Annotated in this window: 2 protein-coding genes (1 of these 2 running past the window's edge); both read right to left on the bottom strand. The window is 68.6% G+C overall.

Features of this window, described 5'->3' with window-relative positions; translation table 11 throughout:
• On the bottom strand, positions 1-1221 hold the start of the coding sequence (locus ACIBJI_RS19775; protein WP_397085153.1) for a type I polyketide synthase. The gene continues 9648 nt to the left of window position 1, outside the view; the window shows 1221 of its 10869 coding nt (coding positions 1-1221); its start codon is at positions 1219-1221; its stop codon lies beyond the left edge, outside the window.
• Entirely contained in the window at positions 1218-15935 is a 14718-nt protein-coding gene (locus ACIBJI_RS19770) for an SDR family NAD(P)-dependent oxidoreductase (RefSeq protein ID WP_397085151.1), read from the bottom strand. The genes ACIBJI_RS19775 and ACIBJI_RS19770 overlap by 4 nt, the downstream gene beginning before the upstream one ends.

Genomic DNA, 15935 nt, shown 5'->3' with positions numbered 1-15935 from the left:
CGTCTTCGGCAGCACACCGTGGCGCATCGCTTCGACCATCTTGATCACACCGGCGACACCCGCGGCGGCATTGGTATGACCGATATTCGACTTGAGCGACCCCAAACGCAGCGGCCCACGCTCACCCCGCGCACCGTAGACCGACATCAGCGCACCCGCCTCGATCGGATCACCCAGCTTGGTGCCCGTCCCGTGCGCCTCCACCACGTCCACATCCGACGGTGCGAGGCCCGCATTCGCCAGCGCCGCCGCGATCACCCGTTCCTGCGCCGGACCGTTCGGCGCGGTCAGCCCCTTGCTCGCACCGTCCTGGTTGATCGCCGTCCCGCGCACCAGCGCGAGCACGTCGTGACCCAATCGCCGTGCGTCCGAGAGCCGTTCGACGACCAGGATCCCGAGCCCCTCCGAGAGACCGGTCCCGTCCGCGGCTGCCGCAAACGCCTTGCACCGCGCATCCGCCGACAGCGCTCGCTGACGCGCGAAGGCGATCAGATGGGACGGGTCCGACATCACGGTCACACCGCTCACCAGAGCCAGCGACGTCTCGCCCCGCCGCAGCGCCTGGCACGCCAGATGCAATGCCACCAGCGACGACGAGCACGCGGTGTCCACGGACAACGTGGGGCCCTTGAAACCGAACAGGTAGGAGACCCGGCCGGACAGCACACAGCTCGACACGCCTAGAACGGCATGACCTTCGGCCTCCGCCGTCAGCGCCGGGGAGCCGATGCGAGGGCCGTAGTTCTGGTGGAAGACACCGGCGAAGACGCCGGTGTCGCTGCCTCGCAACGACTTCGGGTCGATGCCCGCATCCTCGAGAGCTTCCCAGGAAGCCTCAAGCGTCAGACGCTGTTGTGGATCCATCGAGGCGGCCTCGCGTGGGCCGATCCCGAAGAAGCCCGCGTCGAATTCGGGCGCCGAATGGATGAACCCACCCTCACGCGTATAGATCGTCCCGGGCACACCGGGATCGGGGTCGAAGAGTGTGTCCAGATCCCACCCGCGGTCGACGGGAAAGCCGCCGACCGCGTCGGCACCGGAGGCCACCAGATCCCACAACTGCGCGGGGGATTCCACGCCGCCGGGAAAGCGGCAGCTCATCCCGACGATCGCGATCGGCTCGCGCGCACCCTCTTCTAATTCCTGGATGCGCTTATTGGCGGTTCGCAGGTCCCCGGTGACTTTGCGCAGATACCGGGTGAGCTTTTCCTCGTTGCTCATGAGCGACCGAACTCCTCATCAATCAGATCGAACAGCTCGTCGGGGGAATGTGTGGCGAGGTCGGCGTATTCGTCCTCATCGCCGCGCCACCTCCCGCCCAGGTGGGACCGAAGCCGGTCGCCGATACCGAGCAGTGCGGTGACCGTGGCGTCGTCGTCTCCCGCCGCGGCCAGGACCCGATCGACCATCGCCGCCAGATGGGCGATGTCGTCGGATGTGGTGCCGGCCGCAGCCGGCGAGACGGCCACCGCCGGGGCCAATCGCTCGTACAGATAACCGCCCAGTTCGGGGGCGGTCGGGTAGTCGAAGACGAGCGTCACCGGAATCTGGAGGCCGGTGGCTTTCGACAGCCGGTTGCGAAGCTCCACACCCGACAGCGAGTCGAGCCCGATCTCGTCGAATCCCCTGTCCGGCTCGATATCTGCGGCCGACGAGTAGCCCAGTACGGCCGCCACCTGTTCGAGAACGAAGTCCACGACGGCCTGCTCCCGTTCGGCTTCCGGTATCAGGCCCAGCTCGAAGCCACGCGAGCGCTTGTCGCTCACCGTATTCCGCTCCGAATGTCGCACCAGACCCCGCAGTATCGCGGGGACCGGGTCGGGCAGCGCGGTCCGGTCGAACCGCGCGGCAACCAGCGCGGACTCCTGATCCACCAGTGCCGCGTCGAACAGCGCCAGCCCGTCCTGTTCGCCCAGCGCGACGATTCCCTCCCGCCGCAACCGGGCCAGGTCGGCCTCGCCGAGAGCATCGGTCAGCCCGCTGCGCTGTTGCCACAGACCCCATGCCACCGATGTCGCGGGCAGACCGCTCAGGTGCCGGTGGTGTGCCAGCGCATCGAGGAAGACGTTGGCGGCGGCGTAATTCGCTTGTCCCCGAGTGCCGATCACGCCCGCGACCGAGGAATAGAGCACGAACTGCGACAGATCCAGATCCTCGGTCGCCTCGTGCAGATTCCATGCCGCGTCGACCTTCGGGCGCAGCGTCGTCGCGAGCTGCTGCGGGGTCATGTCGGCGAGCAGACCGTCGGCCAGCGCACCCGCCGTGTGGACGACGCCGGTGAGCGGGTGCTCCGGTGCAATACTCGCCAGCAGCTTGTCGAGCGCCTCCCGGTCGGCCACATCGCAGGCGACCACCTCCACCTGTGCGCCCAGCGCCGTCAATTCCTCCGCCAGGCCGGCGGCACCGTCGGCGGCGGGACCGCGCCTGCTCGCGAGCACCAGCCGCCGCACACCGTGCTCGACGACGAGATGGCGGGCCGCCATCGCACCCAGAACACCGGTACCGCCGGTGATCAGCACGGTGCCGTCGGGGCGCAGCGGGGTCGGAATGGTGAGCACGTTGCGGCCGATATGCTTGCCCTCGCCCACGAACCGGAACGCCTCCGGCGCCTGCCGCAGATCCCATCCGGTGATCGGAGGCGGTGCCAGTACCCCCGTATCGATCAATTCGATCAGGGCACTCATGATCTCGCGCAATCGATCGAGCCCGATCTCGTCGAGATGGAAGTAGCGGTAGTGCACGCCCGGGTGCTGCTCGGCGACCTCGCCGGGATCGCGCCGATCGGTAGCCACCATCTCGAGGAAGCGGCCACCGCGTGGCAGCAATCTCAGTGAGGCGTCGACGAATTCGCCTTCCAGCGAATCGAGCACGATGTCTGCACCACTGCCGCCGGTGACCTCGAGGAACTTCCGCTCGAATTCGAGGGTGCGCGAGTCACCGATGACCGCATCGTCGAATCCCATGCCGCGCAGCACATCCCATTTGGAAGGGTCGGCGGTGACCAGCAGCCGCAGACCGAGATGACGCGCCAGTTGCACAGCGGCCGTGCCGACACCGCCGGTGGCGACATGCAGCAGCAACGTCTCCCCCGGCCGGGCGTCGGCGAGATCGACGAGGCTGTAGTACGCGGTAATGAACACCACGGGCACGGCGGCCGCCTGTGCGAACGACCATCCCCGCGGTATCGGAGCCAGCCGCCTGCTGTCGGTCACAACGACCGAACCGATGCCCTCGATCATCCCGAAAACCCGGTCGCCGATGGCGAATTCGGTGACGTCCGGCGCCACCTCCAGTACCACGCCCGCACCCTCCATGCCGATGGTGGCGTCCGGGTTCGGATACATACCCAAGGTGATCAGTGCGTCCCGGAAGTTGACGCCCGAGGCGCGCAGACCCACCCGAACCTGACCGGGCCCGAGCTCCTGCACGGCAGTGCGGGTTTCGACCAGAGCGAAGTTGTCACCGGTCAAGGAGCCCTTGCCGAGCTGACGCAACGCCCACGCCGGGGCCCGCAGCGCGTCACCGCTTCCCACCACGTCGCCGCGGTCGGATGTCAGCCGCGGCACGTAGGGAACGCCGGCGCGCACCGCGACCTGGGGCTCGTCCGCCGAGGCCAAGGCCGTGGCAACGGCATCGCGACAGTCGTCCCAGCGGTCCACGTCCACAACGGTGATCCGGTCGGGATGCTCGTTCTGTCCGCTGCGCAGCAGGCCCCAGACCGCCGCGCCGACGAGATCCACGGGCTCGCCCGCGGCCGTCGCGACCGCACCTCGGGTGACCACGACGATGCGCTGATCCTGGGCCAGCAGCTCCTTGCCGCGCGCCACGACCTCGGCCAGCCGACTCTGCACCGCATCGGGCACGTCCGTGTCCGCTGCCGCCGTGGCGCCGGCCACGAGACCATCGAGTCGAATCACCGTCGCGGGCCGGCCGTCAACGGTCACCGTCTCGCCGTCGTCCGTGCTCGCCCACCGCGTGGCCGCGGCCACGTCGTCCGGATTCGGCGCGGGCAACGGAACCCAGCGCAGACGGTAGGTACCGTCGGGCGCCGCCGCGCCCACCGCGCCGATCTGGATCGGACGCAGGGTCAACGCCGCGATCTCGGCGATCTTTGCGCCCTGAGAGTCGGTGAGCGTGAGGGTGATTCGCTGGTCCTGCGGGTCGGTCCCGGCCGGCGCCACTCGAACACGGGCCGACGCGGCACCTACCGCGTCCACGGTCACGTTCTCCCACGAATAGGGCACGAGGATCTCACCGGGCGCGGCAGGCGCACTCATCCCACCGAGGCCGATCGTGTGCAGTGCCGCGTCCAGCAGTGCCGGATGCACCCCGAACCGATCCGCCGACTGTGCCTGCTCCGGCAGCGCGACCTCCGCGAAGAGTTCGTCGCCACGGCGCCACAAAGCGGTCAGCCCCTGGAACATCGCCCCGTAGTCGTAGCCGCGCTCGGCCAACTCGGCGTACGCATCGCCGATGTGTACCGGCAGCGCTCCGACGGGCGGCCAGCTCGCCGCATCGGCCCCGATCGGTTCGGGAGCCGAAAGCTGCGAGGCGACAACGGTTCCCGTGGCATGGCGTACCCATTCCGAGCGCGGTGCGCCGGACGATCCCGGGCCGTCCTGGTCCGATTCGCCGTCGCTCTGCGGGCGCGAATACACCGATACGGCTCGTGCTCCCGCATCATCGGGTGCGGCCGCCATCACCCGAAGTTCAACGGCGCCATCGGCCGGTAGGACCAGTGGCGCGGCCACGACCAGCTCGGCCAGCCGGGGACAGCCGACCATCGTCCCGGCATGCAACGCCAATTCGACGAAGGCCGTCCCCGGCAGCAGGGCCGCTCCGTTGATCGCGTGATCGGCCAGCCACGGGTGATCCGCCAGCGACAGGCGCCCGGTCAACACCACCGCTTCGGAGTCCGGCATCCAGACCGCCGCACCCAGCAGCGGATGCTTCGCCTCGCCCAGCCCCGACTGGTACACATCCCGGGCGGCGCTCGGCTGCAACCAGTACCGCTTGTGCTGGAAGGCGTACGTCGGCAGATCCACCCGAGCGACGGGTCGGAGCGTACCGAGCGCCCGTGTCACGACCGGAGCCAACGCGTCGGCCGCCACGTCGACGCCGGCACAGTAGGCCTGCGCCAACGCGGTGGTGACCTGCAGCGGATCACCCTGATCACGCTTCAGCGTGCTCAGCACGGCCACCCGATCGGCCAGACCCAGCTCTCCCGCCGTCGCCTCGATCCCCATCGTCAGCACCGGATGCGGGCTCACCTCGATAAAGGCATTCGTCCCCGCACGCTGCAACGCCGCCACCGACTCCGCGAACCTGACCTGTTCACGCAGCCCCCGATACCAATACCCGGCATCCAAGGTCGCCGTGTCCACGTAATCGCCGGATACCGTCGAGAAGAACGGCACCGAACCCGATACCGGCACAACCGATTCCAGCTCCGCCAGCACCCGGTCGCGAACGACCTCCACCGCCGCCGAATGCGAGGCGTAATCCACCGGAATCCGCTTGGCCCACACACCATCGGCCGCACACCCCGCCAGGAATTCCTCGAGGGCCGACACTTCACCGGAAACCACGATCTGGCCCGGACCGTTGACCGCTGCCACCGACAGCCGGCCGCCGAAACCCGCCAACCGCTCGGCAGCCACCTCGGCGGCCGCGCTCACCGAGGCCATACCGCCGTGACCCGCAAGGTCTTGTGCCACAACGAGAGAACGAAGCGCGACGACCCGGGCGCCATCCGACAGCGACAGCCCACCCGCAACCACAGCCGCCGCGATCTCACCCTGCGAATGCCCCACCACCACCGACGGCTCCACACCCGCCGCACGCCACACCCGCGCCAACGACACCATCACCGCAAACAACACCGGCTGAACAACATCCACCCGATCCAACGACCCAACCCCAGCCTCACCCCGCAACACCGCGCTCAAAGACCAACCCACAAACGGCGCCAACGCCACCTCACACTCCGCCACCGACTCCGCAAACACCCCACCCCCAGCCAACAACCCCGCACCCATCCCCACCCACTGACTCCCCTGCCCCGGAAAAACAAACGCCACCCGACGCGGCACCACACGACCCGACACCACCTCGACGGGCCCCTCGGGCGACAGTGCCTCCGACTCGATCAATCCGGCCAGGCCCGCCATCAATCCGTCGCGATCGCGACCGACAACCGCACTGCGCCAATCCAACTGCGACCGGTGACGCAGCAATGAATGCGCCACATCGGCCGCGTCGGTATCCGGGTGCGTGCGCAACCACTGCTCGAGCCGAACAGCCTGCTGCCGCAATGCCTCCGGACTCACCGCCGACAACATCCACGACATGGCATCCGAATCGGCTGGACCCGAATCTTGTGCGGCAATGGGAGATTCGGCGCGAGTCGGGAGCGGCGCCTCCTCCAGGATGGCGTGGGCGTTGGTGCCGCTGACACCGAACGACGACACGCCCGCGCGACGAGCACGCCCGTTGCGCGGCCACGGCCGCGACTCGGTCAGCAACTCCACCTCGCCGGCCGACCAGTCCACCTTCGGGCTCGGCTCGTCCACGTGCAGGGTTTTCGGCAGCGTCTCGTGCCGCAACGCCAGCACCATCTTCATGACACCGCCCACACCCGCCGCGGCCGTGGTATGCCCGATATTCGACTTCAACGACCCGAGCCACAGCGGCCCACTCGATCGCCCCTGCCCGTAGGTTCCGATCAGGGCCTGCGCCTCGATCGGATCACCCAGCGGCGTTCCCGTCCCGTGTGCCTCCACCGCATCGATATCGGTCGGCTCCAGCCCCGCGTTCGCCAACGCCGTGGTGATCACCCGCTCCTGCGAAGGACCATTCGGCGCCGACAAACCGTTACTCGCCCCGTCCTGGTTGATCGCGCTGCCCCGGACCACCGCCAGCACGGGGTGACCCGCGCGCTGCGCGTCCGACAGGCGCTCGAGCACGAGCATGCCGACGCCCTCGGAGAATGCCGTGCCATCTGCCGTGGCAGCGAACGACTTGCAACGACCCTCACGCGATATGCCGCGCTGCCTTGCGAAATCGATGGAGAGATAGGGATCGGCGTAGATGGTCGCACCGCCCGTCAAGGCCAGCGAGGTCTCTCCCTGCCGCAGCGCCTGACAGGCCAGATGCAAGGCGACCAGCGACGAGGAGCACGCGGTGTCCACGGTGACCGAAGGTCCTTCGATACCGAAGACATACGACAGCCGTCCCGACGTCACACTGCCCTGCGTGCCGGTGAGCCGATGGCCCTCGAACTCGGGGGTGACCCGGTTGAAATAGCCCGAGTAGCACGCCCCCACGAACACGCCGGCATCGGTGCCGCGCAACGCGGCCGGGTCGATTCCCGCGTTTTCCAATGCTTCCCAGGACGATTCGAGCAAATGACGCTGTTGCGGGTCCATCGCCGATGCCTCGCGCGGACTGATTCCGAAGAAGCCGGCATCGAAATCACCGGCGCCGTCGAGGAATCCGGCACGACGGCTGTACACGGTGCCCGGCTTGTCCGGGTCCTCGTCGAACAGCCGCTCCAGATCCCATCCGCGATCCGACGGGTACTCACTGGTCGCGTCGATTCCCCCGGCGAGAAGGTCCCACAACTCATCCGGCGACGTCACACCGCCGGGGAACCGGCAGCCCATCCCCACGATGGCAATCGGCTCGTCGGTCCGGGTCCGGCGGGCCACCTTCTTGACCGGTTCGCTCGCGGCTTTCGGCTCCACCTTCGACAACACCAGTTTCGCCACCGCCGCGGGGGTCGGATAATCGAACACCAGAGTCGACGGCAGCTGAATACCGGTGGCCTTGTTCAGCCGGTTCCGGAATTCCACGCCACCCAGCGAATCGAAACCGATCTCGTCGAAGCGCCGATCGGGCCGGATATCGGCCGCCGAATCATGTCCCAGCACCGCCGCCGCCTGCGCCAGCACCACCTCCGACACCACGTCGGCACGCCGGGCCTCGGGCACCTGGGCCAACCGCTCGGCCAGCGCACCGGCCGCGGGCTTTCCCGCAGCCTTCGCCGGGCGCATCGAACGCGGTACGAAACCGCGCAAAACGGCCGGAACCGCATCGGGATCCGACACGCGCCGCAATACGCTCGGGTCGAACCGGATCGCGGCCGGACGCTCCTGCGAACCGGCGACCGCTTCGTCGAACAACCGCAGGCCCTCGGCATCACCGAGCCGGCCCAGCCCCAGCCGCTCCCATCGTGCGAGTGCGGTGCTGTCCAGTTCCCCGGTCATGCCGCTGCCGGAGTTCCACGGCCCCCATGCCAGCGACACCGCAGCCGAGCCCGCCGCGCGGCGTCGCTGCACCAGACCGTCCAGGAAAGCGTTGGCCGCGGCGTAATTGCCCTGCCCGGCCGAACCCAGCACCCCCGCCATCGACGAGAAGACCACGAACGCCGACATATCGCGGTCACGAGTCAGCTCGTCCAGATACCACGCCCCGTACACCTTCGGCGCCAGCACCCGGTCCACCTGTTCACTGGTCAGCGACTCCACGGTGCCGTCGTCGATAACACCCGCCGTATGCACCACAGCGGTCACACCGCCGTCGGAATCCATGGCGTCCAACAGGTTTCGCACCGCGTCACGGTCGCCGACATCACACGCGACCACGCGGGCATCGGCGCCCGCCCGGCCCAGTTCGGCGACGAGCTCGGACGCCCCCGGCGCCTCGGGACCCCGCCGCGACGACAGCACCAACCTGCGCACGCCGTATTCGGCGACCAGGTGCCGGGCGAACAACGCACCGAGACCACCGGTACCACCGGTGATCAAGACCGCGCCGTCGCCGAAAGCCGGCGCCGCGCCGGCGTCGCGCACCTCGTCGGCCTTCGATGTCCGGGTGAGCCTGGGAACCAGAACTCCCGCACCCCGCACCGCGGCCTGCGGCTCACCCGAGGCCAGCACCGCCGCGATCCGGTCGGCGCCCGACCGCTCGGCCGGATCCTCGTCGAGGAGAACGAACCGCCCCGGATTCTCCGACTGCGCACTGCGGACCAACCCCCACGCCGCGGCCGCCACCACATCCGGCACCTCGCCGGGCAGCCCCGCCCCACCGGTGGTGAGCAGCACCATCCGGACATCGGACAGTCGCTCCTCGGCAAGCCAGGATTTCACCGTGGCCAGCGTGCTGTGCACCCCGGCCCGCACCACTGCCGGACCATCCGCCGCCTGTTCCGGGACGCGCCACACCACGACTTCCGGAAGCTGTTCCGCCGCAATGAGTTCAGCGACGGAAGCGAATGACATGCCGATCCCCGGTACCGCCGAATCCGCGAGCACGGCCATCGACGGCGACGGCGATCCGGCCGACGCTGCCGTGGCAGGCTCCCAGTGCACCTGGTACAGACCGGCCGCGTCCTCGGACAAGCCGCGCCGGAATTCCTTGGCGTCGTTGCGACGCATCATGACGGCGTCGATCGACAGGATCGGATTGCCGTTCGTATCGACGGCCGCGACGGCGATGGTGTTCACTCCGGCTTTCACCGCCATGACCCGCAGCTCCGTCACCTCTGTGGGCACCGGCGCATGAAAACGCGCACCGCCCCACTGGAACAGCAACCACCCGGAATCGGGGTCGGGCTCCGCGGCCCGGAAAACCAAGCGGGACAGTCCGGCATGCACGACCAGCTCCATCAAGGCCGGATGCACACCGTGCCCGGACTCCGGTGCCGCGTCGGTGTCCAGCACGACCTCCGAGAAGACCGTGTCGCCACGCTGCCATACCGCCGGCACACCGATGAACGCCGGACCGTACTCGAGTCCGGTGTCCTCGGTGATCTGTGCCGGAAGCGTCAGCCGATCCACGTCCACGCGTTCGGCATCGGCCGGTGGCCACTCCTGGTCCCGCAGCTGCGACACCAACGCCGAATCGTCGGCCGGCTCCGCCGCGAACACGCCCGTGGCGTTGCGCACCCACTCCCCATCGGAGGCATTCCGATAGAAGAATTCGAACGAACGCCGCCCGGACTCATCGGCCGACTGCACCAGCACCTGCACATCGACCGCGTCCGCACCGGGCCGGATCGGCGCCTGCACCATGACTTCCTCGACCACCTCGCAGCCGATCCCGCGACCTGCGGCGAGCAGGAACTCGAGCAACAGCACGCCCGGCACCACCACGACGCCGTAGGCCATGTGGTCGGCGATCCATGGATGCGTGCGCAACGAGAACCGGCCGGTGAACAACCATTCGTCGGTATCGGCGAGCTCGGTCACACCCGTCAGAATCGGATGACCCCCAGAGTCGCCCGCTGCCGCTTCGACAGGCTGCAGCCAGTACCGCCGATGCTGGAAGGCGTAGCTGGGCAACGAAACCCGCTGTGCACCGCGACCGGCCGACAGCGGGCGCAAGTCCACACTCATACCTGCCACATGGGCCTGTGCCAGCGCGGACACGAATTGCGTCGGCTCGTCGGCCGCACGCCGGGCCGCGGCGACCACCGTCGATGTGGCCTCCACATCCGGGATCTCGGCCAGGCACTGTCGAGTCATCGCGGACAACACGGCATCGGGGCCGATCTCCACGAACCGCCGCACCCCGGCCGCTACCGCGGTCTCGATACCCGGTGCGAACCGGACACAGCCACGCACCTGGTCGACCCAGTAACCCGGATCGGTCACCTCGGCGCCGGCCAGGACACCCGACACATTCGACACGATCGGAACGGCCGGCTCGTGATAGGTCAATCCCATTGCCACACTGCGGAATTCATCGAGCATCGGCTCGATCAACGCCGAGTGGAACGCATGACTGACCCGCAACCGGGAGGTCTTGACTCCTTCGCCGGCCAGCTTGTCCTCGATCCCGGCTATCGCCGCGGCGTCACCGGACAGCACCACCGACGACGGACCGTTCACCGCGCCCATCGATACCCGGCCCTGGAACTCGGTCAGCATCCCGGCTGCCCGATCCTCGGGTACCGCCACCGCGAGCATCGCCCCGCCCTCGGGCAGCGCGCCCATCAGCCGCCCGCGTGCCACCACCAGGGCGCACGCATCCGCCAGCGACCACACCCCCGTCACACAGGCGGCCACCAACTCGCCGATCGAATGCCCGATCAGCACATCCGGCGCCATACCGAAGGACTCCACCAACCGGAACAGCGCCACCTCGAAGGCGAACAGCGCGGGCTGGGTGAACTCCGTGAGGTCCAGCAGCGCCGCGTTCTCCTCATCGAACATCAGGTCTTTCAGCGACCGGCCGAGCAGCGGATCGATCTGGGCGCACACCTGGTCCAATGCCGACGCGAACACCGGAAACGCGCCGTACAACTGCGCGCCCATCCCGGCTCGCTGCGCACCCTGACCGGTGAACAGGAACGCCGTCTTCCCCGGGATGACCTGCCCCTCGAAGACCGACGCCGCCTCGCCCGAGGCGAGAGCGGCGAGACCGGCCAGCACCTGTTCCCGGTCGCGGCCCACGACCGCGCCGCGCCGATCGAAGTGTCCGCGTGTCTCGACCGAGGAATACGCGATATCGGCGACACTGGCATCGGGCCGGTCGATCATCCACTGCCGCAGCCGATCCGCCTGTGCGCGCAACGCCTCGTCGGACTTGGCCGACACCAGCACAGGAACCACATCGGTCGCCACCGCGGCGGCGTCTTCGTCCGGCGACGGTACGACTGCCGGCGCTTCCTCGAGAATCACATGCGCGTTGGTGCCGCTGATCCCGAACGACGACACACCCGCACGCCGCACCCGATCGGAGATGGGCCAGCGCTCGGCCTCGGTCAGCAATCGCACCGACCCTGCCGACCAATCCACGTGTGGCGTCGGCGCATCGACATGCAGCGTTCGCGGCAGAGTTTCGTGCCGCAGGGCGGCCACCATCTTGATGACACCACCGATACCGGCCGCGGCGACCGCGTGACCGATATTCGACTTCACCGACCCGATCCGCAAGGGCTCCGACCGGTCCTGCCCGTAGGTGGCGATCAATGCCTGCGCCTCGATCGGGTCACCCAATGCCGTTCCGGTGCCATGGGCTTCGACCGCGTCCACATCCGATGCCCGGAGCCCGGCATTGGCCAGCGCCTGCGCGATCACACGCTCCTGCGATGGACCGTTCGGCGCGGTCAGGCCATTGCTCGCACCGTCCTGATTGATCGCGCTGCCGCGCACCACGCCGAGAATGTCGTGCCCCAGCCGCTGTGCGTCCGACAGCCGCTCGACCACGAGCACCCCGACGCCCTCGGACCACGTCACGCCGTCGGCCGCGGCGGCGAACGCCTTGGATCGCCCATCCGGCGCCAGCCCCCGCTGTCGCGCGAAATCCACGTACAGACTCGGACTCGCCGACACACTCACACCGCCCGCCAGCGCCAGCGATGCTTCCCCCTGACGCAATGCCTGGCACGCCAGGTGCAATGCGACCAGCGACGACGAACACGCGGTATCGACCGTGACCGCCGGGCCTTCCAGACCGAAAACATAAGAGACACGGCCGGATACCACGCTGTGTGATGTCCCGGTCAGCCGGAAACCTTCGTATTCACCGACGACCCCGGGCGCGTACCCCGACGAGCAGGCGCCGACGTAGACGCCGGTATCGCTGCCGCGCAGCGACGCGGGGTCGATACCCGCGTCCTCGAGCGCCTCCCAGGAGACCTCCAGCATCAGCCGCTGCTGCGGATCCATCGCCGCCGCCTCGCGCGGGCCCACGCCGAAGAAGCTCGCATCGAAACCGCCGGCGTCATCGAGGAAGCCGCCCTCCTGGGTGTACACGGTCCCCGGCTTATCCGGGTCCGCATCGAACAACCGCTCCAGATCCCAGCCCCGATCCGATGGGAACGGCGCGATCACGTCCCGTCCCGCCGCGACGAGTTCCCAGAGATCATCGGCCGATCCGACACCACCCGGGAAACGGCAGCCGATACCGACGATGGCGATCGGCTCATCGGAGACGGCCCGGTGAGTCACTCGTGGCACATCGGGATCGATCCCTTCCAGATGTGCACGCACCAGCCGCGCCACCGCCATCGGCGTCGGGTGGTCGAAGATCAGGGTCGCGGGCAACGGCACACCGGTGGCCGATGCCAGGTTGCTCCGAAGCTGTTGTCCGCTCACCGAATCGAATCCGGCGGCGGTGAACGGCAGATCGGGTGCGACGGCATCGGCCGAATCATGGCCGAGCACCGCCGCGGCCTGTTCGGCCACGACCTCGAGCACGAGCGCGTCGCGGTCACGCTCGGCCGCGGCGAACAACCGCGGCGCCAGCGGGCCCTCCACCACGGCACGCCTGCTTCGAACCGGGGACGCGGTGCGCTGCGGAGCCGGAAGCGGCTCCACGCCATCCAGCGTCCAGCACTGCCGCCGCTGGAACGCATACGTCGGCAGTTCCACCCGCTGTGCCGGTGGGGCCAGCAGTTCCGGTGCTACATCGATACCCACGCAGTAGGCATGTGCCAAGGCCGCGGCGAACTGCTGTCGGCCGCCGTGGTCGCGCCGCAGCGTGCCGACGACCGCGACCCGGTCCGCCAGCCCCATCGAATCCGCCGTCAGCTCGATCGCCGTCGACACCACAGGATGCGGGCTCGTCTCCACGAACGCATTCGTCCCCGAGTCCAGTAACGTCTCGATCGCGTCGGCGAAGCGCACGTGCTCACGCAGCCCCCGGTACCAGTACCCGGCGTCCAGCTCGGCGGTGTCCATGAAATCCGCTGTCACAGTCGAGAAGAACGGCACCGAACCCGATACCGGCACAACCGATTCCAGCTCCGCCAGCACCCGGTCGCGAACGGCCTCCACCGCCGCCGAATGCGAGGCGTAATCCACCGGAATCCGCCTGGCCCACACACCATCGGCCGCACACCCCGCCAGAAACTCGTCCAACGCCGCGGCCTCACCCGACACCACAACCTGGCCGGGACCATTGACCGCCGCGACCGACAACCGGCCCCCGAAACCCGACAACCGCTGGGCAACCACCTCCGCCGTAGAACCGATCGACGCCATACCACCCGAACCCGCCAGCACCTCGGCGACGGCACGCGACCGCACCGCCACGATGCGCGCGCCATCCGAGAGCGACAGCCCACCCGCAACCACAGCCGCCGCGATCTCACCCTGCGAATGCCCCACCACCACCGACGGCTCCACACCCGCCGCACGCCACACCCGCGCCAACGACACCATCACCGCAAACAACACCGGCTGAACAACATCCACCCGATCCAACGACCCAACCCCAGCCTCACCCCGCAACACCGCGCTCAAAGACCAACCCACAAACGGCGCCAACGCCACCTCACACTCCGCCACCGACTCCGCAAACACCCCACCCCCAGCCAACAACCCCGCACCCATCCCCACCCACTGACTCCCCTGCCCCGGAAAAACAAACGCCACCCGACGCGGCACCACACGACCCGACACCACCGCAGCCTCATCCGAGGTCTGCGCCGCCGGATCGGCCAGTGCGGCCAGCGCGACACCCATCGCGTCGGCGTCGTGTCCGATCACCGCGCCCCGCCAGTCCAACGCCGTGCGCGAATGGATGAGCGAATACGCCACATCGGCGGCATCACCGGCCGGATGTCCGGCCAGCCACTCCTGCAATCGAACAGCCTGCTGCCGCAACGCTTCCGAGCTCTGCCCGGACAACACCCAGGTCACCGGGCGGTCGGCGGCGGCCACACCCGCATCACCCGCGACCGGCGCCGGCGCCTCCTCCAGAATCACATGTGCGTTCGTGCCACCCATTCCGAACGACGACACGCCCGCCCGGCGCTGTGCCGCGCCCGGCCAGTGCTCCGTCGCGGTCTGCACCCGCAATCGCAGCGCTTCGAGTGGAATCTGCGGATTGGCGGTGTGAAAGTTCAAGCTGGGCGCCAGTTCCCGATGCCGCAGGCTCAGCACGGTCTTGATCAGGCCGGCGATCCCGGCGGCACCCTCCAGATGCCCGATATTCGTCTTGACCGAACCGACAGCCAGCGGTGCGCTCCCGGACCGCCCGGCGCCATAGATCTCGCCGAGGGCCCGCGCTTCCACCGGATCGCCCGCGGGTGTACCGGTTCCGTGCAGCTCCACATAATCCACCGACGCGGGTTCCACATCGGCGGCCGCCAGCGCGGCCCTGATCACCGCGGTCTGCGCGGACACACTGGGCGCGCTCAGCACTTGACGCTCATTGCCGCTGTTGATAGCACTGCCGCGGATCACCGCGTAGATCCGGTCACCATCGGCGACCGCGCGCGCCAGCGGCTTGAGTACGACGATGCCGCCGCCTTCGCCGCGAACCGTGCCGTCCGCACGTTCATCGAAGGTATAGCACCGTCCCGACGGTGAGTGCGCGCCGAACTGCTCGTAGCGCTCACCACCCAGCGGCGACAGGATGAGATTCAGCCCGCCCGCCAAGGCCACATCACACTCGCCGCCGCGCAACGATTCACACGCCAGGTGCACCGCGACCAGCGACGAGGACTGCCCGCTGTCCACCACGATGCTCGGACCGGTGAACCCGTAGTAATTCGAAATCCGGTTGGCGGCGACGCCGCGCCCGACGCCCGACAACGAATGCCTGCCGACGCCGGACTTACCCCTCGACGCCTCGATTTCGGCGAAATCGGTTCCGGTGCTGCCCAGGAACACTCCCGCGCGGGCACCGTCGCGATCGCGGTAGCCCGCGTCTTCGAGCGCCTCCCAGCTCAGCTCGAGACCGAGCAGCTGCTGCGGATCGATCGCACGCGCCTCATTCGGCGCCACCCCGAAGAAGTCGGCGTCGAATTCCGATGCCGAAGCCAGGAATCCGGCCTTCTCCTCGATTCGCGGGCGGTCTGCGGGAGCGGAGCCGATAGCCTCGCGCCCATCGCGCAACAACCGCCAGAAGCTCTCGAGATCGGAAGCGCCGGGCATCCGGCACGACATTCCGACAATGGCGATCTCATTCGCGTCGACCAT

It is taken from the genome of Nocardia sp. NPDC050408, from assembly GCF_044458905.1.
In the GTDB taxonomy this organism is placed as follows: domain Bacteria; phylum Actinomycetota; class Actinomycetes; order Mycobacteriales; family Mycobacteriaceae; genus Nocardia.
The sequence above is the reverse complement of the archived record's forward strand: the minus strand, read 5'-3'. Positions and strand labels throughout refer to the sequence as shown.

What these genes read in the sequence shown, in the direction of transcription:
- ACIBJI_RS19770 (WP_397085151.1), bottom strand. Translation starts at nt 15,935, where the DNA reads ATGGTCGACGCGAATGAGATCGCCATTGTCGGAATGTCGTGCCGGATG.